General features: G+C 42.8%; 18 protein-coding genes. 14 read left to right on the top strand and 4 right to left on the bottom strand.

Annotation, left to right across the window (positions count from 1 at the left end; translation table 11 throughout):
• Nucleotides 1–3: 3 nt before the first annotated feature.
• Together CK503_RS09520 and CK503_RS09515 are read right to left on the bottom strand one after the other, a co-directional pair.
• Nucleotides 4–882, bottom strand: coding sequence for a class I SAM-dependent methyltransferase (locus tag CK503_RS09520; protein WP_095606579.1), 879 nt, complete (start codon nucleotides 880–882; stop codon nucleotides 4–6).
• A 4-nt stretch (nucleotides 883–886) separates the two neighbouring features.
• Nucleotides 887–1,576, bottom strand: a complete 690-nt coding sequence (locus CK503_RS09515; protein ID WP_095606578.1) for an RluA family pseudouridine synthase — start codon at nucleotides 1,574–1,576, stop codon at nucleotides 887–889.
• Nucleotides 1,577–1,766: 190 nt separating this feature from the next.
• On the opposite strand from CK503_RS09515, the gene uvrC reads away from it, so the two are divergent.
• The 6 genes from uvrC (at nucleotide 1,767) to CK503_RS09485 (ending at nucleotide 8,305) form a co-directional block, all read left to right on the top strand.
• Nucleotides 1,767–3,632, top strand: a complete 1,866-nt coding sequence (gene uvrC, locus CK503_RS09510) for an excinuclease ABC subunit UvrC (RefSeq protein ID WP_095606577.1) — start codon at nucleotides 1,767–1,769, stop codon at nucleotides 3,630–3,632.
• 429 nt (nucleotides 3,633–4,061) lie between these two features.
• A complete protein-coding gene (locus tag CK503_RS09505) occupies nucleotides 4,062–4,709 on the top strand; it encodes an RNA polymerase sigma factor (RefSeq protein WP_095606576.1) in 648 nt (215 codons plus the stop codon).
• Nucleotides 4,693–5,376: a hypothetical protein gene (locus tag CK503_RS09500; RefSeq protein WP_095606575.1), complete on the top strand. Its 684-nt coding sequence runs from the start codon at nucleotides 4,693–4,695 to the stop codon at nucleotides 5,374–5,376. Before CK503_RS09505 ends, CK503_RS09500 begins: the two co-directional genes overlap by 17 nt.
• Nucleotides 5,377–5,446: 70 nt before the next feature.
• Entirely contained in the window at nucleotides 5,447–6,184 is a 738-nt protein-coding gene (gene recO / locus CK503_RS09495) for a DNA repair protein RecO (protein WP_095606574.1), read from the top strand.
• Between the two features lie 2 nt (nucleotides 6,185–6,186).
• Complete coding sequence (locus tag CK503_RS09490) at nucleotides 6,187–7,731, top strand: Do family serine endopeptidase (RefSeq protein WP_095606573.1); 1,545 nt, start codon at nucleotides 6,187–6,189, stop codon at nucleotides 7,729–7,731.
• A gap of 16 nt (nucleotides 7,732–7,747) precedes the next feature.
• Complete coding sequence (locus CK503_RS09485; protein ID WP_141239914.1) at nucleotides 7,748–8,305, top strand: hypothetical protein; 558 nt, start codon at nucleotides 7,748–7,750, stop codon at nucleotides 8,303–8,305.
• A gap of 80 nt (nucleotides 8,306–8,385) precedes the next feature.
• Here the strand turns inward: CK503_RS09485 and icd are convergent, their stop codons facing one another.
• Complete coding sequence (icd, locus tag CK503_RS09480; protein ID WP_095606571.1) at nucleotides 8,386–9,633, bottom strand: NADP-dependent isocitrate dehydrogenase; 1,248 nt, start codon at nucleotides 9,631–9,633, stop codon at nucleotides 8,386–8,388.
• 103 nt (nucleotides 9,634–9,736) lie between these two features.
• Here icd and CK503_RS09475 point away from each other — a divergent pair, with 103 nt between their 5' ends.
• From CK503_RS09475 to CK503_RS09465, 3 genes are all read left to right on the top strand, one after another.
• On the top strand, nucleotides 9,737–9,997 hold the full coding sequence (locus CK503_RS09475; protein ID WP_095606570.1) for a hypothetical protein: 261 nt from the start codon (nucleotides 9,737–9,739) through the stop codon (nucleotides 9,995–9,997).
• A gap of 92 nt (nucleotides 9,998–10,089) precedes the next feature.
• Nucleotides 10,090–11,937, top strand: a complete 1,848-nt coding sequence (gene mutL, locus CK503_RS09470) for a DNA mismatch repair endonuclease MutL (protein ID WP_095606569.1) — start codon at nucleotides 10,090–10,092, stop codon at nucleotides 11,935–11,937.
• A gap of 87 nt (nucleotides 11,938–12,024) precedes the next feature.
• The gene (locus tag CK503_RS09465) at nucleotides 12,025–13,158 is read left to right on the top strand and encodes a tRNA-queuosine alpha-mannosyltransferase domain-containing protein (RefSeq protein ID WP_095606568.1); all 1,134 of its coding nucleotides are present in this window, start codon (nucleotides 12,025–12,027) and stop codon (nucleotides 13,156–13,158) included.
• A 299-nt stretch (nucleotides 13,159–13,457) separates the two neighbouring features.
• On the opposite strand, the gene CK503_RS09460 is transcribed toward CK503_RS09465, so the two are convergent.
• A complete protein-coding gene (locus tag CK503_RS09460) occupies nucleotides 13,458–15,443 on the bottom strand; it encodes an alpha-ketoacid dehydrogenase subunit alpha/beta (RefSeq protein WP_095606567.1) in 1,986 nt (661 codons plus the stop codon).
• A 229-nt stretch (nucleotides 15,444–15,672) separates the two neighbouring features.
• Between CK503_RS09460 and CK503_RS09455 the strand changes: the two genes are divergently transcribed.
• From CK503_RS09455 to recD, 5 genes are all read left to right on the top strand, one after another.
• The gene (locus CK503_RS09455) at nucleotides 15,673–16,569 is read left to right on the top strand and encodes a DMT family transporter (protein WP_095606566.1); all 897 of its coding nucleotides are present in this window, start codon (nucleotides 15,673–15,675) and stop codon (nucleotides 16,567–16,569) included.
• 44 nt (nucleotides 16,570–16,613) lie between these two features.
• Nucleotides 16,614–17,360 (top strand): DUF1499 domain-containing protein, encoded by a 747-nt coding sequence (locus CK503_RS09450; RefSeq protein WP_095606565.1) that lies wholly within the window; start codon nucleotides 16,614–16,616, stop codon nucleotides 17,358–17,360.
• A 134-nt stretch (nucleotides 17,361–17,494) separates the two neighbouring features.
• Nucleotides 17,495–20,734: an exodeoxyribonuclease V subunit gamma gene (recC, locus tag CK503_RS09445; protein WP_095606564.1), complete on the top strand. Its 3,240-nt coding sequence runs from the start codon at nucleotides 17,495–17,497 to the stop codon at nucleotides 20,732–20,734.
• Nucleotides 20,735–20,744: 10 nt separating this feature from the next.
• A complete protein-coding gene (gene recB / locus CK503_RS09440) occupies nucleotides 20,745–24,368 on the top strand; it encodes an exodeoxyribonuclease V subunit beta (protein ID WP_176466275.1) in 3,624 nt (1,207 codons plus the stop codon).
• Entirely contained in the window at nucleotides 24,361–26,199 is a 1,839-nt protein-coding gene (gene recD, locus CK503_RS09435; protein ID WP_217988391.1) for an exodeoxyribonuclease V subunit alpha, read from the top strand. The genes recB and recD overlap by 8 nt, the downstream gene beginning before the upstream one ends.
• Nucleotides 26,200–26,254: the final 55 nt, after the last annotated feature.

Raw genomic sequence — 26,254 nt, 5'->3', positions numbered from 1 at the left:
GATCTATTTTGCTATCAATAAATAAAATCCCTGTAAGATGGAAAGCTCTGTACCGGTTATCTGTTGGAGTTCTGTAGCCATGAATTGATGATTAAACTGTTTCTTTATAATAAACTCATTTCTTGCGAGCATTTTGTGAAATTCATTGATGTTTTGGTAGAGCTTTAGTTCTTCTCCCACCGTTTTAACGCCTGTTTTAAATGACCACCGATGGTGCAACGGGAGCTCATTTAATGCAAAATGGGTGGTAATAAGTGCCGGGGTTTGATGAAAAAAGGATTTAATTTGACCCAAAATGCTATCAAAAAGATCAGTTCGCAGATAGTCAAAAAATCCTTCAGCAATAATTATTGTCTTTTTGTTCGGGTCAATGTTGGAATGAGAACTTAGGGGCAATTTTTGTTGATCATCCGAAAGGTGATAACTGATGATATCGGGATGATTACTGTCCGGGTAATACCGATTAAAAAACTGTTGTTTGTGTTTGGCCATCCTGGGAACGTCAAGTTCAAAGCAAGAAATTCCTTGCTGTGAATAGGTAAATGCCAAGTCATCAAAACCCGAGCCCAAGACAACTATTTGTTTATACTGATCTTCTTTTAACTCATGTACAAGCTGTTGTATATAATATTTTCGGGCGATGATATGGAGCAGATCACCCGGCAAAAGCAACTCTTCAGACCAAGTATATAGCCGTCGGGCCCAATCGTATTTGAGCCAGTAATGATAATAATTTAGAGGTGTTGGGAGGCTTTCCACTACGCGTTCATAGAAAGCAACTTTTGAATCTTCAAAAAGAGATCGAAATGCCGGAATGCGTGTTAACCCATAAAATTTTATGGCAATAAAAGCGGCTGTTTTACTTAATTGGTCGGACTTCATATTCCTATTGATGAGCGATGGAAAATTGTGTCCATGGATGTTCACTTGGCGGAGCCAGTTCAAACTGCACGTGTTGAGCTGTGTGAGGATGCTTAAAAACAAGCTCTACTGCACGCAAGGCCATAGTACGACCGTCGGGTTGGTTCTGTCCGTATTTGTAATCACCCCAAATGGGATAGCCCTCGTGTGCCAGTTGCACACGAATTTGATGGGGACGACCGGTTTGCAAGTGTACAGAAAGGAGATGTAGATTATCGGACTCTTCTAATTTTGCGAAAGAAAGTTCCGCTCGTTTTCCCTTTTCTTGGTTGCTGGGTACGACTTCAACAATATTGGTATCGCTGTTTTTATAGAGGCGGTGCGTTAGGACTCCATTTCGAGGCGGAGATCCCGCTGTTATCGCCCAATATGTTTTTTGAATAGTCCGGTCACGAACCTGTTTTGATAAGTTGTTAGCAGCATTTCGGTTTTTTGCCAGAAGCATGAGTCCACTTACGGGACGATCGAGGCGATGAATGAGCCCCAGGAAAGGATTATTCTGAGATCTACTGAGGTATTGCTTGCAAAGTGTTAGAACATCAGGGTCGCCGGTATGGTCTTTCTGCGAGAGTACACCGGCCGGTTTTTCGATGATAAGCAGGTGCTCATCTTCATAAATAATGGGAATATTGGGATCAGTTTGGGTCTGTTTCATGACGGTGAACTATATCTGTCTGCAAGCTATTTATAGCTGTAGAAAACTAATGATTTTAATTGCAGCATCGAAGTGGGAATGGAATGACAAATTTTCTCGGAAAAAGTAGTAATCGTTTCCAATCAAGCATCAGTATCAGTAAGTTTACCAGTGTTTTTTGATCAGTAGAATTTAAGATTTTTCATAGAGAATGAGTGATAATGACAGTGCCGAGGTGGATGTTCGGGAGAAGGTTGATAATCTTCCGCTTTCACCCGGGGTATATATGTTTAAGGATAAGAAAGATCGTCTACTCTATATAGGCAAGGCCAAAAGGCTCCGCAACCGGGTGCGATCGTATTTTCAGGACTCCAGTGATCACGACGGGCGTATTAGCGTGATGATTCGTAAGATAGATGATCTGGAAGTTATTGTTACTGATTCTGAGGCCGAAGCACTAATTCTTGAAAACAACCTGATCAAAAAACATCATCCGCGATATAATATTTTGTATCGGGATGATAAGACCTATCCCTATATTTGTGTTACCAATGATGAGCGTCCACGGGTATATCCTACTCGCACGGTGATTAATGACGGCAGCAAGTATTACGGTCCGTACGACAGTGTAACTCACATGAAGCGGATGCTTGATACCATCCGAAAAGCATTTGATTTGTGCACTTGTGCCGTATCCCGCAAAAATATTGATCGGACCAAGGGACCCCCTAAGTGGCATTCCTGTTTTGATGATTACCTGGAAAGCTGTTCCGGCGACTGGGATCTGGAAAAATACCAGGCGACTATTGACAAGGTAGAACGGATGCTCAATGGACGAACGAACGCCCTTATTCAAGATCTTAAAGAGGAGATGTCTATTGCCTCGGATGCCCTGGAGTTCGAACAGGCTGCTCAAATCCGGGATAGCCTCGAAGCCGTCAAAAAATACAGTAAGAAGATGAAAATGGTAGCCGATAAAAAGGTGGACCGCGACTTGTTTGCTGTTAAAGTGGATGAAGAGATTAACGAAGCCTGCGGCGTGCTGTTCAAAGTTCGTGAAGGTAAGCTAATCAGTAAGTTTCACCGCTTCCTGAAAAACATAAAGCACCTTGAAAAAGGGGAGATGTTGCAATCGTTTGTTGAGGATTACTACACAGGTCAGCATGCAGGGGGAATCCCTGATGAGGTTTACATAAGTGATGAGTTAGTTAATGAAGAACCGTTGGCGCAGTACCTCTGGGAGGAACGAGGTAAGAAAGTGCGAATCCATCGGCCACAACGCGGAGAGAAGGCCAAGATGATTCGCATGGCGCTCTCAAATGCCAAATATCTGCTGGGTGAACGAAAACTTGAGAAAGAGAAAGCAGCTAAAAAACATATTCCTCATTCTGTAAAAGAGTTAAAGGAGCAATTAAATCTGCAGCGACTACCCCGACGCATTGAATGTTTTGATAATTCCAATTTGCAGGGCAGTGACCCGGTGGCCTCGATGGTTTGTTTTGTGGATGCGCGCCCAAAAAAGAGTGAATACAAGCGATTCAATATAAAAACAGTAGAGGGGCCCGATGACTTTGCATCCATGAAAGAGGTACTAAGCCGGCGATATAAACGAGTAATGGATGAAAAACAGCAAATCCCTGATTTAATTGTTGTTGATGGAGGGAAAGGCCAACTTAGCAGTGCTGTGCAAGCTCTGAAAGATATTGGTTTTTACGGGGAATGTGAGATCGTTGGATTGGCCAAGCGTCTCGAAGAAGTATTTGTGCCGGGAAAGGATAACCCTATAATGATACCCAAAAAGTCATCTGCACTTAAGTTGTTACAGAAAGTGAGGGATGAAGCACATCGTTTTGCAGTATCTTTTCATCGTAATAAACGTTCAAAACGTACAATAAAGACAGAGCTTACTCAGATAAGTGGAATTGGCAAAAAAACTGCTCAGCAGCTGCTCAAAAAATTTGGTTCTGTAAAATCCGTGCAGAATGCTGCACTCGAGGACTTACAGGAAGAAATAGGAAAAAAAACCGGCCAGAAAGTGTACCAGTATTTTCATAATTCATCGGCGGAAGAGGAGTGACTAACAAGAATTTTTACCCTTGTTGTAATAACTAATCTAAATTAATCCTCTTGTTCAAAAGGTTTAAAACTGCTTTATTGGTATTTTGTCGTACAGATAATTGAAAATGGGAGATTATTTTCATTTAATTATGCGTTCTGTCATGAATAAAGGTTTCGGCATAAATATTGCAAACACTACTGATGTAACATTAACATGTGATAGAAAGTCGGTTCAATAGCACCTACAATGGTTGTAGTGATGTTGATAAATGATCTTAAACCGATGAGGAACATATATTTGTAATGTTCGTAAGTATATCACACGATAAAATGAACTCTTTGCAAATAAAATTTTGTTCTGATTACAGGTTGAGGTCAAAATGTAAGCAGTAGTTCGTTATTGCTTGCGGGAATGACTACATTTACTTAAATCAGACGTGAGGTAATTATGAAACTCGAGCAGTCAAATCACATAAGTAAAAAGTATCAACAACTGGATGATAAGGATTTGGTTCGTTTTTACCGTCAAAACGGGGACGAACAGGCATTCAGTGAGTTAATGAATCGTCATCAGACGAAGATCTATTCCTATATCTACAGTATGGTAAAAGACGGTGGAAAAGCTGATGATATTTTTCAGGAAACTTTTACGAAAGTCATTACCAAGATGGACGATACGTATAATGAACAGGGGAAATGGATCGCCTGGGTTATGCGTATTGCTCATAATGCAACAATCGATTATTTAAGAAAACAAAAACGGTTTGTGGACGTTAGTTCTAACTACGACAAGGAATCAAACACTGATTTCTATGATCGTTTACCTGATGAAGATCTTGTAAGCGCACAGGAAAAGCTCGAAAAAGATGAGGCAAAAAGTAGCTTGATGCGTCATATTGACGAGCTTCCTGCGGAACAACGTCAAGTGGTAATGCTTAGACACTATTATGAAATGCCGTTTAAAGAAATTGCAGAACTTACTGATGTTTCCATTAACACCGCACTGGGACGTATGCGGTATGCGTTAATAAATCTTCGAAAACTTTTTGATAAAGAAAAAGAACAAGAAGAAAATAGTTATGCGCAACGAGGATAATAACGACTGTATTCGGTATCTGATGAAGGAAATGGATCCTTCTGAGGAACTATTGATGGAACGAGCAATGATGGAAGATGAGGATCTGCTGATTGAAGTAGAAAGCATGCGGCAGACTCTAAAAAAGCTCGACCAGCTGCCTGAGGTTGAGCCTCCATCACATGTTACCGATTCTATTAAGAAGAAAGCCGCTGAACAAGCCGAGAAAAATCGGCAGCGCAATAAAACGTTTAAACCGGCTTTTAAATATGCGGTGGCTGCAACATTGGCACTTACTATTTCTGCGGGTGGTGCATGGCTTTTTATCGGTGGTGAAGATACAAACTCAACCCGCCAGCAAGCAGCTACGACATCTGTTTCATCTCCTTCTGCTTCCCAGGCACAGGATATTGACCAGGTAAGTACCGGCAATACGGGATCAAGCTCTGCGCAATTTGCCGGCAGCAATGTATCAAGTCAACCGGCAACAACGACCCCGGAGACCAGTGACATAGAGCCGTGGATTGATCGCGAAGATATTCTTCGCTTTGAGGATCAGTTTTCAAATCAGCAAGAACAGTTCCAAACTATTCTACAGAGATCTACTGAAAGGCTACAGCTCATTCAAGAACCCAGTATTCAAAACAACAGAGTCAAGTCTATTCAACTAACAGGATCGGGGAATTAAATACTGTTTTTTCAGTTCTAAAGCTTCTATACTTCTCTATCTGATGTACTATTATTTAAATGGATAGAGGATGATTACCCATACCGAAGCAATAATTTTCAAATCTGTTGATTACCAGGAATCCAGTAAAATTGTTACTGCTTTTACCCTTGAACACGGCAAAATTGCCTTGATGGTTCGAGGCGTTAAAAAGCCCAAAAGCAAATTTTCCGGGCTAATAGAAATTGGTAATATTCTTGATGTCGTTTATTACTACAAATCTTCTCGATCGGTACAGATTCTGTCAGAGGCCAGCTATTCGGTAAAAAATAAGAATTTGCGATCCGATTTTGAGAAGATGGCTACTATGACTTCATCTATAGAGCTCATTAGCCAGCTTCTGCACGATAATGAAATCAACGAGCCACTCTTTATTTTTACAAAAAAGATGCTCAGTTGGTTGGATTCTGCTGACGTGCATCCCCCCCAAATTTTTCCGTATATTCAAATTCGACTGGCTGAGTTAACCGGTATTGGACTTCAGCTGGATGCACAGGATGAGGATAACAAAACGAACTATTTGAACCTTGAATCCGGTTTAGTTACTGACAAACAAGTTTCGTCGCACTCATATAAGTTAACCCCTAAACAGTTTGCCTATATCCGGATAGCACTATTAGCAAAAAGCTCTAAATTGTTTGATATTGATTTTGCGACCGGTGAATTGCGACAGCTGATTGAGCATCTGGATCGTTATTTAAAATATCACGTTGAAGGGCTTAAGGCTCGAAAGTCAGATGCCATCTTTGAACAAATTTTGCAGGAGTAGTTATGAGATTTAGTAATCGATATTTAAGCGGTATTCTTCTCATCCTTATAGGTATTATTGCAGGTACCTTGTTTGCTTTTTATAGTTTTTACAGTCCTGTTGATGACCGGGCCGATGTTGAAGTTACGGAAGTCAAACACAGTTCTGAGCCATTGTTTACCGGCGAACAGCTTGAGAAACTCGATGCCCGGTTCCTCTTCGAACGTATTGCCGAGCGGGTAACGCCTATGGTGGTTTATATAGAAACTACTGTTCCATTTTCGAGGAATGATGTGCCGGATGATGAGTTTCATGATGAGGACAGTTTTTGGGGAGATATGCTGCCCAAACGAGCTCGAACGGTTGGTTCTGGAATTCTGATAAGCAGTGACGGATATATTCTGACGAATAATCATGTAGTTGATGGGGCCGTAAATGATGAAATAGAAGTTGTACTTAATGATAAGCGAACATTTAAAGGACGTATTGTCGGGCAGGATCCTACTACCGATTTGGCTGTTCTCAAAATTGATGCCCGTGGACTTCCGGCCATTACGATCGGCAATTCAGATAAGTTGGGGGTAGGAGAATGGGTTCTTGCCATTGGAAATCCTTTTCGGCTTCGTTCAACCGTTACAGCGGGAATTGTAAGTGCATTGAGTCGCGATGTACAGATTATCGATGATCAGATGCGGGTGGAGAGTTTTATCCAAACGGATGCTGCTATTAACAAGGGTAATAGCGGAGGAGCATTGGTTAACACCAGTGGAGAACTTATTGGCGTGAATACGGCCATAGCATCCCAAAGCGGCAGTTATCAGGGCTATGGATTTGCAGTGCCCTCGAACCTCGCATCAAAAGTTGCCGAAGATATTATTGAGCATGGGCACGTGCGACGAGCACTGCTGGGCGTAACAATCGTCAGTATTGATGCTAGCTTGGCTGAACAGTTAAATATGGACCGTATTCGCGGAGTATATATATCTGGGATATCTCCCGGAAGTGCAGCCGAGAAACATGGTCTCCGCGCCGATGATGTTATTTTAAGCGTTAACGGGGAAAAGGTTAATGAGTCTAATCAGCTGCAACAGAAGATAGCGGTGTTGACTCCCGGGGATAACGTGGAGCTTACAATCTATCGAGATGGAAAAGAAATCAACAAACAGGTAGTACTGGGTATGCTGGAGCGAGAGGAAGAGGAACTTGCCGAGCGTCAACAAGATCGCAGAGAATCTATTGAGCCACAAGAAGGAGATGAGGAAATGAACAATGAGGAGGGCACTCGGGAAGTTGAGTTTGCTGCTTTTGATTTAGGATTCCGAGTTATGGCGATTTTTAGTTCTGATCAGGAACAAATTAGATTAATGATTATTGATGTAGTAGAGGGATCGGATGCTGATAGCTTGGGCTTAGAAGAAGGAGACCAAATTTTAAAAGTTAACGGCCATAAAGTTGAAGATCTGCAATCTTTGAAGCATTTTATAGCACAAAATTCTGAGTCCAACGAAGATTTTTCTTTTGAAATACAAACTCAGAATGGAAACACAGAAACCATTCAATCTAAATAGTATAGGTATTTATTTAATGCAACGTATTATTTTTTTAGTAGGGATATTGGGCTTAGTGGGAGTACTTATTTCTTGTTCTGGTCCGGCAGAAATGACCCAACAACAAGATGAGTTTCAGGAAAAAGAAACAGTATCAAATTATCCATCTTGGTATCCCCAACAGGAATTCGTTTCAGAACAAAGCAATCTTTTTGCGTATGCAGCGGCTATTGACCAAGACTCAGCAGCTTCTGTTGACAAAGCAAAAGCATGGGCCGTAGAAGAACTAAAATCCTCGATATCTGATAAGCTTGAAGAGATTCGCTCCAAGGCATTGACAGAACATGGCAGTGGATCAGAATTGGATGAAGCAAAGTTTCTTATGGCTCTTCGGAAGGCAAAAAATGCGGTAGAACCTTTGGTTCAAACAGGTAATACAGAGACAAAAAGTGTTGGAGGATACGAAAGTGTCCGTGGCTTTGTGGAGGTTAGTGTTCCGAAAGATCAGCTTATAGAACGTATTGGAAAACGTCTGGGAGGCCATGAAAAAGCCTGGAATGCAATGAAGAATTCAAAAGCATTTAGTGACTTTTAAAGAATTCTGCAGTAAATAAAAAAAAGAAAGCCCCAAGGTGTATAAACCTTGAGGGCTTTAGTTTTTCAGGAGAGTATCAGTTACATATTGGAAATGATTTCTTCTCCAAATTCTGAGCACTTAAGAAGTGTAGCATCATCCATGAGGCGCTCAAAGTCATAGGTGACTCGTTTTTTCATAATTGAACCTTCAATACCTTTTTCGATAAGGTCTGCTGCTTCGCTCCATCCCATATATCGAAGCATAATAACTCCTGAGAGGATCAGCGACCCGGGATTTACTTTATCCTGTCCCGTGTATTTAGGAGCAGTACCGTGCGTCGCTTCAAATACCGCTAATCCGGTATTGTAATTGATGTTTGCACCGGGGGCGATACCAATACCGCCTACACATGCTGCAAGGGCATCAGAGACATAATCCCCGTTAAGGTTCATGGTAGCAATAACATCGTATTCGTCGGGACGAGTAAGAATTTGCTGTAAAAATGCGTCAGCGATCACATCCTTAATCACAATGCCGTTGGGTAGTTTACACCAGGGACCTTCGCCAATAACTTCTGCGTCGTATTCTTCACGAGCAACTTCGTATCCCCAATCTTTGAAGCTTCCTTCTGTAAACTTCATGATATTTCCTTTGTGGACGAGCGTAACGTTGTCACGTCCCTCAGAAATTGCGTAATCAATGGCAGAACGGACCAATCGTTTAGTCCCTTCCTCAGATATAGGCTTTATGCCTAACGATGTGGTATCGGGAAAACGAATTTGATCGACGCCCATTTCATTTATCAAAAAGTTTTTCAACTTTTCATTTTCGGGTGTTCCGGTCTGATATTCAATACCGGCGTATATATCCTCGGTATTCTCTCGGAAAATGACCATATCCGTTTTTTCGGGATGTTTAACCGGGCTTGGCGTTCCTTTATAGTATTTTACCGGTCGCACACAGGCAAAAAGATCCTTTTGTTGGCGAATGGCTACATTCAACGAACGAATTCCACCGCCTACAGGAGTAGTTAATGGTCCTTTTATAGCCACTTTATAGTCTTCGATTGCTTGTAGTGTATCTTCCGGAAGCCACTCACCTTCACCATAAAAATCAACAGCTTTTTCTCCGGCATAAATTTCAAACCATTCAATTTTCTTTTCTCCGTCATAGGCCTTTTCAACAGCACTGTCCAAGACATTGCGCATCGTTGGTGTTATATCAATGCCAATGCCGTCACCCTCTATAAAAGGGATGATTGGATTATCAGGGACTACGAGCGAGCCATCAGATTTTACTTCAACTTTGGTACCAGATTCGGGTGGTGTTATCTTCTCGTAACTCATGAATTTTGGAATAATTTTGGATTAAATTTGGGATAATAAGTATACCAAAAAATAATACCATCTGCATGATAGTCAGTCATCTCCGGGAAGTGATAAAAATTGAATGAAATTCTCATTATATTACGTTATAGAATGTAAAGTTAGCAAAGAAATGGAGGCTGTTATGATTAGAGGCATGTTCAGTTACCGAGCCAAAAATAAGAAGTTTAAGTATCAGTACCGGTATTACGATCCGGAAAAGGAAATGGACCGTCGGGAACGAATTAAAATTCGTCGTACTCGTAAGAAATATCACCAGGGGCGGTCAGTCATGATGTATGCAGTAGGGTTATCACTGGTTATTTATATTATGTATTTGCTGTAATCCTATTATTAAGCTTGTTATATACCTTACATCCAGAGTCAGAATTTTGTATCATCCCGCCAATCCAAAATCAATAAAAGAAGTACAGACATTTGAGCCAGGAAACGGAATCTGAACAGTCCATCATACGAGAACTTCCTCCCGAAATTTCCAATAAAATTGCCGCCGGTGAGGTCATCCAACGCCCCAGCTCGGTAGTTAAGGAACTACTGGATAATGCCATTGATGCCGGTGCCGATCATCTTAAGATTGTTATTCAAAATGCTGGACGCACGCTTATTCAGGTCGTAGATAACGGCAGTGGAATGGGGAAGGAAGATATCCGTCTTTGTTTTGAGCAGCATGCCACATCTAAGATACAGGATGTGGATGATCTGTTTAAAGTCCGCACTCTTGGGTTTCGCGGTGAGGCTATGGCTTCTATCGCTTCGGTATCACAGGTTACGCTCAAGACCAAACGTCCCGGTGATGAGATGGGATGGAAATATGAGATCTGGGGTGGAGAAGAAAAATCATTTGAGCCCGCTGCTGTAGAAAGTGGTACTTCTGTAGCAGTTCGAAATCTCTTTTACAATGTTCGTGCACGCCGACAGTTTTTGAAAACTGATGCCACAGAATTCCGGCATATCCTGAAAACGGTTCAGCAGGCGGCTCTTGCCAATCCTGATTTGGGATTTGAGATGATTGCCGATACTGATACTATTTACGATTTGCCAAAAGAGCAAAATATTAAAGAACGTATCACTGATATGTTTGGCAAGAGCTACAAGGCCAGCCTGATATACTTCCGGGAGGAAACCAGCTATTTGACAGTTTACGGGGTATTGGCAGATCCCAAGCTAACGAAACGAAGTCGTGGCGAACAGTTTCTATTCGTCAACGGACGGCCGATACAACATCGTTATCTCACTCATATTATTCTCAATATTTATGACGCCTGGACCGGGGAAAAGGATTACCCCTTTTATGCCATATTTTTGGACATTGATCCCAAGCAGGTAGATGTGAATGTGCATCCCGCCAAGGAGGAAGTGAAGTTTGAGGATGAGCGAAGTGTTATTAAACTCACAAAATCAGTTGTAAAAAAAGCCTTGCACGAAGAATTTATGGTTCCCGATGTCTCTGACAGGAATGATGAGGAAAACAGTTTTTCTTCTAAAGGATTTTCTTCTGATTTTAATTTTGGCGGATCGAAGAATAAACAGCGAAATAGAGGAGAGAAAGAGCCGGTAAAATTTCCATCACGGATTAACTTTGATCGACCAAAATCACAAAAAGGGGACCAAAATAATTTTTCGAAACAGCTGTACGATTTTGATAAGACTGAGAAAAAGGAACAAAATGAGTCTGAGGAAGACAATCGTCCACAGCGTATGCGCGACCGAGGATTTTGGCAGCTACACGACCGTTATATTTTAACGCAAACGCGTTCCGGGCTGTGTATGATCGATCAGCATGCAGCACATAAACGCATAATTTTTGAAAAGGCATTAAGTGCTACTGAAGCTGCTATTCCAAGTACCCAACAACTTCTTTTTGCCCAGACAATGGATTTTTCGGCTTCCGAATTTTCGCTCCTTGAGGAATTGCATCCCATTATCCAACGAATGGGTTTTAATATTCAGCTGATGAGCGGTAATACAGCTATGATCAGTGGGGTGCCGGCGGATATCGACGTGGGAGATGAACAATCGGTTTTGAAATCCATGTTGCAGCAGTACCGTGCTTTGGACGGGAAATTTGAGTTTGATGAGCGGCGAAAATTGGCTATTGCTTTTGCTTCAAAAACGGCCATACCTAAAGGAAAAAAACTGACTGATTTAGAGATGGAGAACCTACTGGATCAGCTTTTCGCCTGTGATGAACCGTATAAAGATCCGCTTAATAAACCTACGTTGGAGTACATTCCACTCGAAGATATTGAAGCACGTTTCCGGTAATTATTGAAAACAAGTGATAAATTTTTTGTTATCGTGTCATCCTGAACTTGCTTCAGGAACTGAATAACGTTGTAAATTATTTAACCAATGAACATTCTGGCCGTTGAACCGTTTTTTAGCGGTTCGCATAAAGCATTTTTAAAGGGATTGGAAGAATACTCCCGGCATAATATCATCCCGATTAACCTTAGTTACAAGGGGCGAAAGTGGCGTATGCACGGCAATTCGGTGGTGCTGGCGGGAATGACTCAGGAGGTTGAAGAAGGGATCGACCTGCTATTGGTCAGCAGTATGACGAACCTGCCGGCTTTTCTGTCTTTGACAAATCCCCGCTTTTCAGAGGTGCCTAAAGTAATGTATATGCATGAGAATCAGTTTACTCAGCCAATGCCGGAGGGAGAGGAGCGGGATCAAACCTACTGCTACCTCAACTATTTAAGCATGCTTTCGGCGGATCGACTTATTTTCTCCTCCGAATTCCATAGGGATGACTTTTTGAAGGCACTGCCGGAATTTTTGGAAGGTTATCCCGATGACAAATACTACTATCCGGTGGATAAAATTGCCGGCAAGAGTGTGGTACTGTATCCCGGACTTGATTTAAAGCGCTTTGATGCTCAGCCCGATCAGCGTAAGGAAAATGATAATCCGGTGATTGTCTGGAATCAACGCTGGCAGTTTGATCGCAACCCCGCCATGTTTTTTCGCGTGTTGAATCGTCTTGATGACATCGACCTTACTTTTGATTTAATTTTAGCGGGCGATACCCAGCACGAGAAGCCGGAAGAGTTCGAAAAAGCCTGGGAGCGATACGGTCGACACATTACGCACTTCGGATATGTTGAAGACCGTGAAAACTACAGCCGATTACTTCACAGTGGTGATATTGTGGTTTCTACGGCAACCTACGAGTTTTTCTGCGTAGCGATCATGGAAGCTATTTATTGTGGATGTCACCCGTTAGTGCCTAATCGACTTCACTACCCGGAATTGATCCCCGAAAACCTGCACAAACCCTTGCTGCATGCTCCCGTTTTGTATGATACCGAAGACGATCTTTTTCATTATCTCAAGGATCTATTGACAGAAGAATCCAAACCGCTGCCTAAAGCGTCCCTGCAAAACATCAACAAGCACCTCGATTGGTCACAGCGTATTGATGAATTTGATGCAATGTTTGAAGAATGCCGTGATATAGAAATTATATCTGCCCTATCTTGATGTTTTTGAAAGCCGTTAAGTGATGTTATAGTCCACCGGGGTTTTTCATAGTTTTGACCATTATTTGGTGGACTTTTAACATTTCGCCGCAGTTTATGGTGTGTCTCTATCAGAAGAATCCGTTTTTACTCTCTGCTCGTGGGCTTATAGATACGTTCCTTCCGGCATTATAAGGACAGACTCACTGGGATAGTAAGGGCAATGACATCGGCCTTATAATAGCAATCCCTTTGTACTTATAAGCCCATAGCCAGGCGATAAGAAGCCTTTCAAAATAGATGATATCATCAATAAGAAAGTTAATATGCTAATAACTTTTCCAAGGTTTCCTTTAGACGGTCATCTGCAAGGTAATGCTTTTCCAACTTAGGACTAAAAGGTACGGGAATATCCAGCGAGGAGCAGCGCATCACCGGGGCATCTAACTTTTCGAAGCATTCCTCGGTGATAAGAGATGAAAGCTCACTCATAGGTCCCAGCGTAGTTGAGGGTTCTTGGAGAAGCAGTACTTTATTGGTTTTGGCGACTGATTGTTTGGCAGTCTCTAAATCAAGTGGAGCCAGGCAGCGTAGATCAACAATTTCAATATTTGTCCCTTGGGAGGAGTATTCATCAGCAATCTCCTGTGCCCAGTGGACGCCCATACCGTAGGTGATAATGGTGGCATCGGTTCCGTTACGGACTACATTCGCTTTTCCGAGTTCTTCGAGGCTACAATGATCAGGAGTTACGGAACGGATACTGCGATAGAGTTTTTTATGCTCGAAAAATAGTACGGGGTTGGGATCATACAGCGCACTGTACAGTAAGTTTTGCGCGTCTTCAACGGATGAAGGAACCACAATTTTGAGACCCGGATGTTGCATAAACCAGCCCTCAGGGGATTCTGAGTGGAAAGGACCGGCACCAACGCCTGCTCCATGCGGGGCACGAATGGTAATATTAAGGGGGGGCATCCAGCGATACTGTCCCTTGGCAATATTGTTAATGATTTGATTGAATCCGCAAGAAATAAAATCAGCAAACTGCATTTCTACCACCGGTTTAAAACCCTCAAGAGCCAAGCCCAAGGCACATCCTAAAGCACCGGCTTCAATGATAGGCGTGTTGCGAATACGATCTTTGCCAAATTGATCAACAAACCCCTCCGTAATTTTGAATACCCCGCCGTATTCGGCAATATCCTGTCCCATGATGATGAATTCCTCATCCTCTTCAAATGCCTGCCGCAGTGAAAACTGAATAGCATCGACAAAGCGTTTTTCGGAATCTGAACTATTAGACGATGGTGTATGGGAGTAATCGACTGGGGTAAAAACACGATTGGTTTGTTCCTGTAGATTAAATTCAGGATCATCAGCTTTGAGGGCCTTTTCCAAGTCAGGCATAAATTGATTATCAACTTCATCCTGTATAGAAGCTAATTGATCATCTCCTGAAACAATATCTTCGGATTTAAGCCACCGGGCAAAGCGTTCGATAGGATCTTTCTCTCCCCATTTTTCGAACTTTTCATCGGGAACGTAAAAGGTACCGGAAGCCTCTTCATGACCCCGCATGCGGAAGGTTTTGGCTTCTATAAAAGTGGGACCGTCGCTCAGGGCATGTTCTTTGGCCTCAGATACCGCATCCATTACCGCAAAAACATCATTACCGTCAATTTTAATGCCTCGCATGCCATAGCCCCGGGCGCGATCCACAAGATCTTGTGGAACAAACTGCTCACTGGTGGGAGTAGAGAGACCGTAGCCGTTGTTTTCAATCACAAAAATGACCGGAAGTTTCCAGACGGCAGCTAAGTTCAGCGCCTCGTGAAATTCGCCCTCGCTGGTCCCGCCATCCCCGCAAAAACTTGCGGCAACAAAATTTTTCTTGCGCAGTTTAGAAGCCAAAGCTAATCCATCAGCAACGGGCATGGTGGCAGCAAGGTGAGAGATCATGCCTACAATTCTCTTTTCGGGCACCCCGAAGTGGAAGGAGCGATCACGTCCGCCGGTAAAACCGTTGGCCTTGCCCAAAAGTTGACAAAACAGTGTGTACAGATCGACTCCACGGGTAGTAAAGAGTCCCAGGTTTCGGTGCATAGGAAGCAGGTAATCCTTCCCCGAAAGGGCGGAGGTGACTCCGACCGAAATGGCTTCTTGTCCCATACCGGAGAACCATTTACTGATTTTGTTTTGTCTCAGGAGTTTGAGCATGCGTTCTTCTATACGACGGGGAAGAAGCAGGTTTTTATAGAGAGTGAGGGCTTCGGATTCAGTGATTTGTTTTTGTGGGTCAATCATTAATTATTTTGGGAAATGTCTACGCTGTTCAACTCATATTTTGAAAGCCTAACATGCAGTAGTTAATCAAAAATTGCAACTTGCTGCACAAATTTTTGGAAGATTTATGAGTTTCTTATTAATACATAAATCGGGTTTTTCATTGTAGCGTCAATGATATCTGGTTTCTTCGTAAAACTCTGTGTATTCTCTGTGCAACGTTATAAAGAAATAAAATTGTTCGATTCTATTGTCTGATTCAAGATATAGTCTACCTTACATCTATGTTTTTCTCGGTGCCGCTTTATGGGGGATCATCGGTTTTTTTATTGAACAACTTTCCCGGGCAGGTTTTACGGCGTTCCAAATTGTGACACTTCGCGTTGTAAGTGCTTCGGTGATGCTGGTTTTGTTTGTTGCAATCAAAAATACCGAGTTGCTGAAAATTGATTTACAAGATTCGATGAGTTTTATCGGGACTGGCATTTTTAGCGTTGTATTTTTCAACTGGGCCTATTTTACGGCTATAGAGGAAGTTTCGCTTTCGGTGGCAGTCATACTGTTGTACACCGGACCTGCTTTTGTGGTGATATTGTCCCGCATTTTCTTTAAAGAGCCGATGACCTCCAGAAAAATAGGAGCACTTATTCTAACACTTTTGGGATGTGTGCTTGTGGTTAAAGTTTTTCCTATTGGTGTGGAGCACATTTCGTGGTATGGTATGTTGGTGGGACTGGGGTCCGGATTTGGCTATGCGCTCTACAGCATTTTTGGAAAGCATGCCCTCAAAAAATATCATCCGCTTACGGTTATAACATACACTTTTATTTTTGCTTCGGTTGTAATGTTGCCTTTCAGCGGCATAACGATTTCAACGAGTGATCTGCAATCTGCTCATGTATGGTTGAATATATTGGGACTTGGATTTTTTCCAACCGCCTTAGCGTATTATCTGTATACGATGGGGCTTTCGATGGTGGAAAGTGGTCGGGCCTCCATAGCAGCAACGGTAGAACCTTTAGTTGCTACTTTGTTGGGGGTTTTTGTATTTAATGATGTATTAACAGCTTTTCAGGTTGTGGGAATGCTTTTGGTGCTGGCTGCCTTTGTGTTGATACAGTTTAAAAATACGGATACGATTAAATAAATTTTAAAAGGTACAAAAACTAATCAGAAAATATTGTCAAGATTATGGATGAACAAAAAACGTCAACCTGGGCATGGACGAGTTTGGGTTTCGGAATTGTAGGAGCGTTGGTATTAATTCTTTCGGGCTACGGATATCAGTGGAATTGGTGGGGCCTTGGTACTGCATTTACCTGGCTGTTGCCGGGCAGCGGGGTATTGGCCTTGATCGGATTTTCACTGGCGCTTTTTTTTGGGTTTACGCGTCACAATAACCCCGAGGTGAAAGGAGTGGGTATTACATTTGTCGGAGTGGTGTTAAGTATAGCGGTGATGGGAACACTGGGCTATTGGTTTACTGAGGCGCAGAAGTATCCACCTATTCATGATATTAGCACCGATATTGAGAATCCGCCGGAATTCCGCAATGTCGTGCCGTTGAGGGCTGATGCTCCCAATGATACCACCTATGGGGATCAGGAGAAAGCTGATTTACAGCGGGAGGCCTATCCAGATATTGAAACACTGTATTTGGAACAGGGGTACGGTGAGGCTTTTGACCGCGCGCTTGCAGCTGCAGAAGAGATGCCGTGGGAAGAGATCGTCACAAAGGACAAAGAAAGAGGAATTATTGAGGCCTATGACAAGTTGCCTTGGTTCGGTTTTATTGATGATGTGGTAATTCGCATTGATACGGCCGAGACAGCTGATCGAAGTAGAATTGATGTCCGCTCCGTTTCGCGTATTGGTCGTGGTGATATTGGAGTTAACGCGCAGCGTATTCGGGATTATTTAGAGACTGTACAAAAATAGACCTACTTTATAGTTGCAATCTCTCGGAGTTATTTCATCGACAATTTTGTGAGAACTGTATTTACTTTTGTTCGGTTTTTTCTGTTTTTGAAACCTCTTAAAATTAATGCTGTGACCCGATCAAGCAAGGCATAATGCTCAAATTTTATTACGGTACTGAACTGGAAGAACTGGCAGACCGGCTTTTTCGGGAGCTGGATGAAAATCCGCTCTCAAATCCGCTGGATAAGGAAATTTTTGTGGTTCAGAATCATGGTATTGGGCAGTGGCTTTCCTTGCGGATGGCGGAACATCCAAACGGAAATGGAATTGCCGCGAATTTGGAGTTTGAATTTCCTTCTGAGCGTATCTGGAGTCTCATTCGTCTTATGGATGAGGATATTCCCCAAATCCTGCCGTCTGATCGTGGCCCCATGACGTGGACGCTGATGGAGCTTTTTGAAGATGAACAGTTCTTGGATCAATTTGAGAATTTACGCCATTATATCGATGAAAAAGATCCTGAACAACGTGCGATGAGAAGTTGGAAGCTGGCTTCCAAAATTGCCGATGTCTTTGATCAGTACCTCATTTATCGCCCGCAAATGATACTGGACTGGGAAACAGATGAAGAATTAAATACACAAAATACGGAGGCCGAAAAATGGCAGGCTGAACTTTGGAGAAGGTTAATAAGTCATTGGCAAGAAACTTACGAGGGGTCCCATCTGCATCGAGCCAAGTTACAAAATCACGTTTGGCAAAATATAGAAGATAAAAAGGAAGATAAATTACCTGTAGATGAATTGCCCGATCGCATTTCGGTATTTGGGGTGTCGTCTGTTTCTCGGGCTTTTATCAAAACGATGACTAAGCTTTCAAAACTGACAGAGGTCCATTTTTATCATCTCTCTGTTGATCCCGGTATTAACGAAAGTGAGCAGTTCAACAATCCATTGCTACAGTCAATGGGGCAGGAAGGGGCGAATTTTATGTCCCTGTTTTCGGACAACACGAATGTAGATGTTAAACTTGTTGGTGGATCAAAGCCATCGAAACAGTCTTTATTTACGGCTGTTCAATTTGATTTTAGAAATGATGATTCCCTGTCGGGGCACAAGTTAGAAGTTCCGCCTGCTGATCAATCCATACAGGTACACAACTGTCACAGTCCCATGCGCGAAGTAGAGGTGCTTTACGATCAGCTGTTGGCCCTGCTCGATGAAAATCCGGAGCTTAGTCCTGATGAAATTTTAGTTATGACTCCTGATATCGAGACTTATGCTCCATTCATTGAAGCTGTTTTTGCCACTCCGGATGAAGGGCAGCCAAAGATTCCATACGCTATTGCAGATCGTGCGATAGGGGGAGAACAACCGGCTACCGATACCTTTTTGAACATTCTGGAGCTCAGTGAAAGTCGATTTAAAGTCACCGATGTGCTTGATTTGCTGGATAGCAATCCCATTCGGGAAAGGTTTGGATTTACTGAAGATGAGTTAAACCGTATCGAACGGTGGGTGGGAGATAACAAAATCCGCTGGGGTATTGATGGAAAGGACAAAAAGGACTTGGATTTGCCCGAGAGCGATCACTTTACGTGGCGAGCGGGGTTGCGGCGTATTCTTCTGGGGTATGCCATGCGTTCATCAGATGACCGGCTCTACAACAATATTTATGCGTATAACGAAGTTGAGACTTCCGATGACGCAAATTTGGCCGGGAAAATATCATTTTTTCTCAACCGGTTGTTCGATATTTCCAATCGTATGGATACCTCCCGGAAACCGGAAGAGTGGCGTGAAGTCTTACTTGAGGTCATAAAGGGTTTTCTTCCGGATAATCGTGATTATTTTTGGGAGATCAACAAGATTAGGGAGGGAATATCAGCATTGGCCGAGCAGTCGAAATTGGTGGAGTTTGAAAGACCGATCTCTTTTTCAATTATACGACGATGGCTTGCCGAACAACTCAAGTCACAATCCACAGGCGGTGGACGTATTGGCCGGGGGGTGACATTTAGTTCACTGATGCCTATGCGAAGTATCCCATTCGAGGTAATTGGAATGATTGGGATGAATGAAGGGGCTTTTCCGCGATCGAAAATACCTATCGAATTTGATCTGATGCATCTGGATCCTGAGGTTGGAGATCCGGTAGAATCACAACAAGATCGTTACCTGTTTCTGGAAACCCTGCTTTCGGCTCGATCTCATCTTTATTTCAGTTATGTGGGACAGAGTAACCGCCAGGATACCGATTTTCCTCCATCGGTGGTGCTCAGGGAATTTATCGATTACCTCGAAGAAGGCTATGATATAAATCCCGATGATCTGATTACTAAGCATCGTTTACAGCCATTTAGTCAACAATATTTTACCGGCGATGATTACTTCAGTTATTCAGAAACCCGTAAAGAAATAAGCGAACGGTTACAATCGGCCGATAAAGCTGATACTGACTTTTTTAAAAATCATCTTCCTGAACCCGATGAGGAGTGGAAGCAACTTTCAGTGACAGATTTAATTTCTTTTTTCCAGCACCCTTCCAAATATTTGTTGCGTAATCGCCTTGGCATTTATCTGCAAGATGAAGAGATACTGACCGATAACCGGGAGCCTTTTGAGCTGGATAACCTAACCGGTTATCAGATAAAACAGGAGTTGCTCGACTGCTTTTTAAAAGAGCAATCGCTTGAGGAATATCGTAAGGTGATGCAAGCGCGCGATATGTTACCTGAAGATTGGACCGGGGAGCAGGAGTATCATCAGCAAGTAAAAGAGGTAGAGATGTTTGGAGAAGAGATACAACTGCGTATGGATGATCAGCCGCTGGATGATGTCGAAGTTGATCTTGAAATTAATGGATTTAGAATTTTAGGAAAACTGGAGAACATCTATCAAGGGGCACAGATGGATTATCGCTTCGGAAAAGCCAAGCCGAAATATTTAACGGCGTTTTGGATTCGTCATTTGCTCTTTCAGTTAGCTAAACCCGGCGGGCATCCCGGGAAAAGCACGTATTTTAGTTGGGATGATGGCTCTTTCGAGAAAGTACAGTTACCCGCTATTGATGATGCTGAGACTATTATCAACGATCTTATGGATCTTTATCGGCAGGGATTATTAAAACCGCTCAAGTTGTTTTGCAAGTCATCTTTTAAGTTCGGGGAAGAAGTTTATAAAAAAGGCAAAGATATTGAAGACGGGTTTAGCAGTGCACAAAAAAAGTGGGAGACTACCAGTTTCAGAGGAAACTCTTTTCCCGGTGAAGGAGACGATGCCTACAATAAATTGGCGACGGACAGAAAGGATCCTTTTGATGAGGAGTTTATAGAAATTGCTGAAAGAGTATGGGCGCCGTATTTTGAGTTTTTAAATCAGGAGGGAGCCTAAGATGGAAGATATGAAGCTGTTAAAACCGTTTGATATCGATTTGTCGGGTATTAACTTGGTGGAAGCCAGCGCCGGGACAGGTAAAACGTATAATATCACCTCATTATACATTCGAGCCCTTATTGAGCAGGATATTTCGGTGGGTAAAATTTTGGTTGTTACCTATACCGAAGCAGCTACCAAAGAGCTTAAAGATCGGCTGTTGCGTCGAATTCGTGAGTCGATAGATGTTTTAAAATCCGGTCGAGTGGACGATGAATCCGATGATTTTCTGGGGAATCTGTTGACAGAGGTCAATCATCCCGAAAAGGCAGTGACAAAACTTGAAAATGCTGTTCGTATGTTCGATGAGGCCTCGGTTTATACAATTCACGGATTTTGCTACCAGGCGCTACAGGAGCAGGCGTTTGAAAGTCGCGCTCTGTACGATGCTGAGATGATTGGCGATGACAAGGATCTGGTACAAGAGGCTGTTGACGACTACTGGCGGAGCTGGGTGGCGGAAGTCTCCGAGAATCCTCAAAAACAGCCCCTATTAAAGCTGCTGAATGAAAAGGGCGTAAATCCGGATTCGCTGGCCGGTGAGCTCAAAGACTATATTGGCAAACCATATCTGAAAGTTCTTCCTGAGAATACGCATATCGAGGGATTAGAAGACCGGTTGGTAAAGCTACAGCAGCTGCATGAGGAAATGAAATCGATCTGGAATAGTGAGCGATCTCAACTGCTGTCCTTATTGAGCAGAGATGAAATGAGCAACTATCGATCGAGTTGGCTTTCAGGCTGGTTCGGCAAAATGGATGAGATTTTCTATTCGGATACCGCTACGGTTAATGTTTTTGATAAGTTCGAGCGGTTTATTCAAAGCTATATTGATACAAGTTTGAAAAAGAAGGCTGTTAAAAAGGGGGTGGAGCCGCCTCAGCACAAATTTTTTAAGTTAGCTGATGATTATTGGGATGCTTCTCAGTCAATGAGGAATTATGATGTTTATTTCAAAAAACAGCTGTTAAAATTTCTGCGGGAGGAATTGGATCAAAAGAAGGAAGAGTTGCAGGTGCTCTCGTATGACGATTTATTACTTCGGCTGCGCAATGCCCTAATGAATGATGAGCGGGGCGCACGATTGGCTTCAAAGCTTCGGCAGAAATACCCCATTGCACTCGTAGATGAATTTCAGGACACAGATCCCAATCAATATGATATTTTCCGGACGATTTATAAGGATTCGGATGGCGTATTGTTTATGATTGGGGATCCAAAACAGTCGATTTACGGTTTCCGCGGGGCTGATGTATATTCGTATATCAAAGCGCGGGATGATGCACCTAAGCAAAACCGCTATTACCTGGATCGCAATTTTCGATCTATTCCTAAATTCCTTAAGGCGTTAAATGCATTCTGGGGACAACACGATAAGCCCTTTGTAGTAGAAGATGATATCGAATATAAAGAGGTGACGTGGGGCAGAGATGAGGATAAATATGAGTCCTTAACAGAACATGGAGAGGAGCGGCCACCCATCCGATTCCGAAGACTTTCAAAGCCGGGACAGGATACCCAAAATAAATCTGATGCTCGAAAAAAAGCAGCTGAGGATACGGCAAAAGAAATATTTCGCCTGTTAAAAGGCGGAAAGAAAGGAGAGGTTCAAATTGGAGATAATCCTGTTGAAGCAAAGAATATTGCTGTGCTTGTACGCAAGCATAAGCAAGCCAATTTGATAAGTGATGCGTTACAAGAGCTTGGGATTAAGAGCGTGCGCCACAGCGACCAGAGTGTGTTTGAAAGTGATGAGGCTGCCCAACTTGAACAACTTTTGAAGGCTGTTGCCGAGCCGGGTAATGAAACGCTTATTAAAACAGCTTTATCGCTCCCGCTGACGGATTATTCGGCCGCACAGCTATTTGCCGTTGAAGAGGATGATGATTCCTGGCCCGAAATGCTTCAACATTTTTCTGATTGGCATAAGATGTGGATCGAGCATGGATTTTCGGCAATGTATCGCTCGCTGTTGAAGACATTGGAGATTCAGGAGCATGTGATTAAATATAATGACGGTGAACGTCGGCTGACCAACTTACTTCATTTGGGAGAATTGCTTGAGGAAGAGTCCAGGAAGCAAAATGAAGGTCCGCGTAGTTTGCTGAACTGGCTGGCTCGCAAACGTCAGGATACGAGTCAAAATAAGCAGGATGAAGAACAGATGCGCCTGGAAAGTGATGAGGCGTTAGTAAAGGTTGTGACCATGCATAAAAGCAAAGGCCTGCAATATCCTATTGTATTTTGTCCGTTTCTTTGGGATGGACCGCGGATCCAAAACAGTGGTACTCCGTTCACTTATCATCATCCCGATCATCCTGAAACGGCATACCTGGACTTAAACGGAAAGGAGGGGCCCGATCGACCCGAAAAACGATTTTATCATCAACGGGAAGAGTTGGCTGAAAGCCTTCGATTAGCCTATGTGGCAATGACGCGGGCCGAACACTGCCTGTATTTGACGTGGGCTTTTGCCAATGATACTGAGTTTTCATCCCTGGGCTATTTGTTACAGGATCCCGAGCAGGCAGAAGCTATTTTACAAGCAAAAGTAGATTATGGAGACTCGGTAGATTGGTCTGCTGATGAGATGCATCAATCACTTGAAAAACTCTGTAGGGAATATGATGACTTATTTACCCTTGAACATTCAACGAAAGCAGAGGAGCACAACCAGTTACAGTTCAACGGGTTGGATAATGATCAAACCGAATTTAAAGTTAGAAGTTTTAATCGGGGGTTACCGCTTGCAGGGAGCTACAATGTGTCGAGCTTTTCGTCGCTGAGCAGCTGGATGGGGGAAGATGATCCTGATGTACCGGATTATGATCAGTTTACTGATTATGGAGATTACGAGGTTCAGGAGGACCAACCCGAAAAAGAAACAATGTTTGCCTTTCCTAAAGGTCCACAGCCGGGGACCTGTATCCACAACATTTTTGAGAATTATTATTCTAAATCGAAGGACAAGGATGAGGTCATCATTAATCAGTTACAGCTAAACGGTATCGATTTAGGTTGGAAAGATACCGTTTCTGATATGCTGGCTCTTGTGCTTAAAAAGCCGCTCAAGAGTGATATCGAAGGGCTTTGCTTATCTGCTGTAAAAGATAAGCAAATTCCGGAAATGGAGTTCTACTATCAAAATGATGAGATTCAGACCCGGAAATTGCTGTCCATTATCCGAAATGGAACCAGCCCGGATTGGGAAAATAAAGGCAGGGCAGCATCGGGTTTTCTAAAAGGATTTATCGACCTGATATTTAAGTTTGAAGAAAAATATTACCTCTTGGATTACAAGACGAATTATCTTGGAGATTCGCCAAGTGATTATCGTCAGGACGAATTGCACCATGAAATGAAGGAAGCTTCCTACGATCTGCAGTATCATATTTATACGGTAGCACTACACCGATTTCTGAAAACACGTTTGCAGTCTGATTATTCCTATGACAAACATTTTGGTGGAGTATTTTATCTGTTTTTAAGGGGTATAAATGAGGAGGGCAGTGAAGGTGTTTTCTTTGATAAGCCCGACAAAGATGTGATTACGACATTGGATGATTATATCAGGGGAGGGAGCGATGGATAACACAATGCAGAAGTTAGATAAACTTTGCCAAAAGGAAATAATCCGCCCCATTGATCTTGAACTGTGCCGTTTTCTGAAAGAACGCCATTCGGATATTTCCCCAAAAGTTTTACGGGCAGCCTGTTTAGTCAGTCACCTTTACCGACAGGGACACGTGTGTTTGTCGCTGGATGAGTATGCCGGACAACCTACTTTCGAAGATGAACGGGTAGAAATATCGTTAAAGGCTCCGGCCCTTGACCAATGGCGATTGGCATTGGAGGAATGTCCTGCAGTAGGTAAACCGGGAGATTATAAGCCTCTTATTCTGGATAATTCGGATCGCCTGTATATGCACAAGCTCTGGAACTACGAACGCACCCTGGGTGAGGAATTGGTGAAACGAAGCCGTCAGCAGGAAGACAACATCGATGTATCACTATTGCGCGATGGGTTAACTCGTCTTTTTACTGATTCATCACAAAACCCGGACTGGCAGCAAGTAGCCGCTGCAACCTCAATTCGCAATAATCTCTCCATTATCTCGGGTGGACCCGGAACGGGTAAAACCTCCACCGTGGTCCGCGTGCTGGCTTTAATCTTGGAACAATATCAGGATAGAGAAGAAAAACTAAATATTGCATTATCGGCTCCAACAGGTAAGGCCGCGGCTCGCCTTCAAGACTCGATTGCAAGCGCAAAAGAGGGACTTGATATTTCTGAAGAAATTCGAGCATCTATTCCTGAAAAGGCTCAAACCCTTCATCAGCTGCTGGGTGCCCGCCGGTACAGTTCACAGTTTAAGCATCATGCTGAAAATCCTGTTCCATACGACCTGGTGGTTGTGGATGAAGCATCGATGGTTGATCAGGCGTTGATGAGTAAACTCGTAGAAGCGTTGTTCGATGAGACACGTCTTATATTGTTGGGAGATAAAAATCAGCTGGCTTCGGTGGAGGCAGGATCGGTCCTTGGGGATATTTGTGATGTAGATGGAAATCAGTATTCTGGGCATTATACCGATTGGTTAAATACCTTATCGCTTAATATTCCGGATGAATTTGTTATTAATGAGTCCAACTCGTTAACGGATAATATTACGTTACTTACCAAGAGTTATCGATTTGCTTCTGACAGCGGTATCGCTCGATTGAGTAAAGCAGTTAACAGCGGGAATGCCAGTCATGCTTTATCACTACTTGAGTCAGCTGATACTGATGATGTCACATTTGAAAGCATAGTTGATAGCTCAGAACTGGAGTCAGTTTTAGAGCAGAAAATTCCAGCGTATTTCCAACACCTTTTGGAATCGGAAAGTCCCCTCGAGGCGGTTAAAAAGTTAAATCGGCTTGGTGTTTTAGCTGCTCATCGCAGAGGGCCGTGGGGAATTATCCATCTAAACAAACTTATAGAGCAAATACTGCAAGCGCAGTCACTAATCCCTAAATATGCACAGTGGTATCCCGGGAAAAAGGTTATTGTAAACACTAATGATTATGCGCTGGAGTTGTTTAATGGTGATACCGGAGTGTGTTTATCTGATCAAACCGGAGACTTGAAAATATATTTTGAAAGTGAGGGAGAGGTTCGTGGAATATCCCCAAGTCGGTTGCCCGATCACAATACAGCCTATGCACTGACCGTCCATAAAAGTCAGGGATCGGAGTTTGATGAAGTGATGCTCGTATTACCACGAACAGTTTCAAAAGTAGTGAACAGGGAGCTTCTGTATACCGCTATTACGAGAGCCCGAACAAAAATTACTGTCGCGGGTAAAAAGTTAATACTTAAAAAAGGTATCCAACGAAAAATTCGCCGATCGTCGGGTTTGAGAGACTACCTTTGGTCATAAAAGAGCTCGATTTGTGCTCTAATAAAAGGATGATCGGGTCGTTATCACATCTCAA

It is taken from the genome of Fodinibius salipaludis (genome assembly GCF_002287075.1).
Taxonomy (GTDB): domain Bacteria; phylum Bacteroidota; class Rhodothermia; order Balneolales; family Balneolaceae; genus Fodinibius; species Fodinibius salipaludis.
The sequence above is the reverse complement of the archived record's forward strand: the minus strand, read 5'-3'. Positions and strand labels throughout refer to the sequence as shown.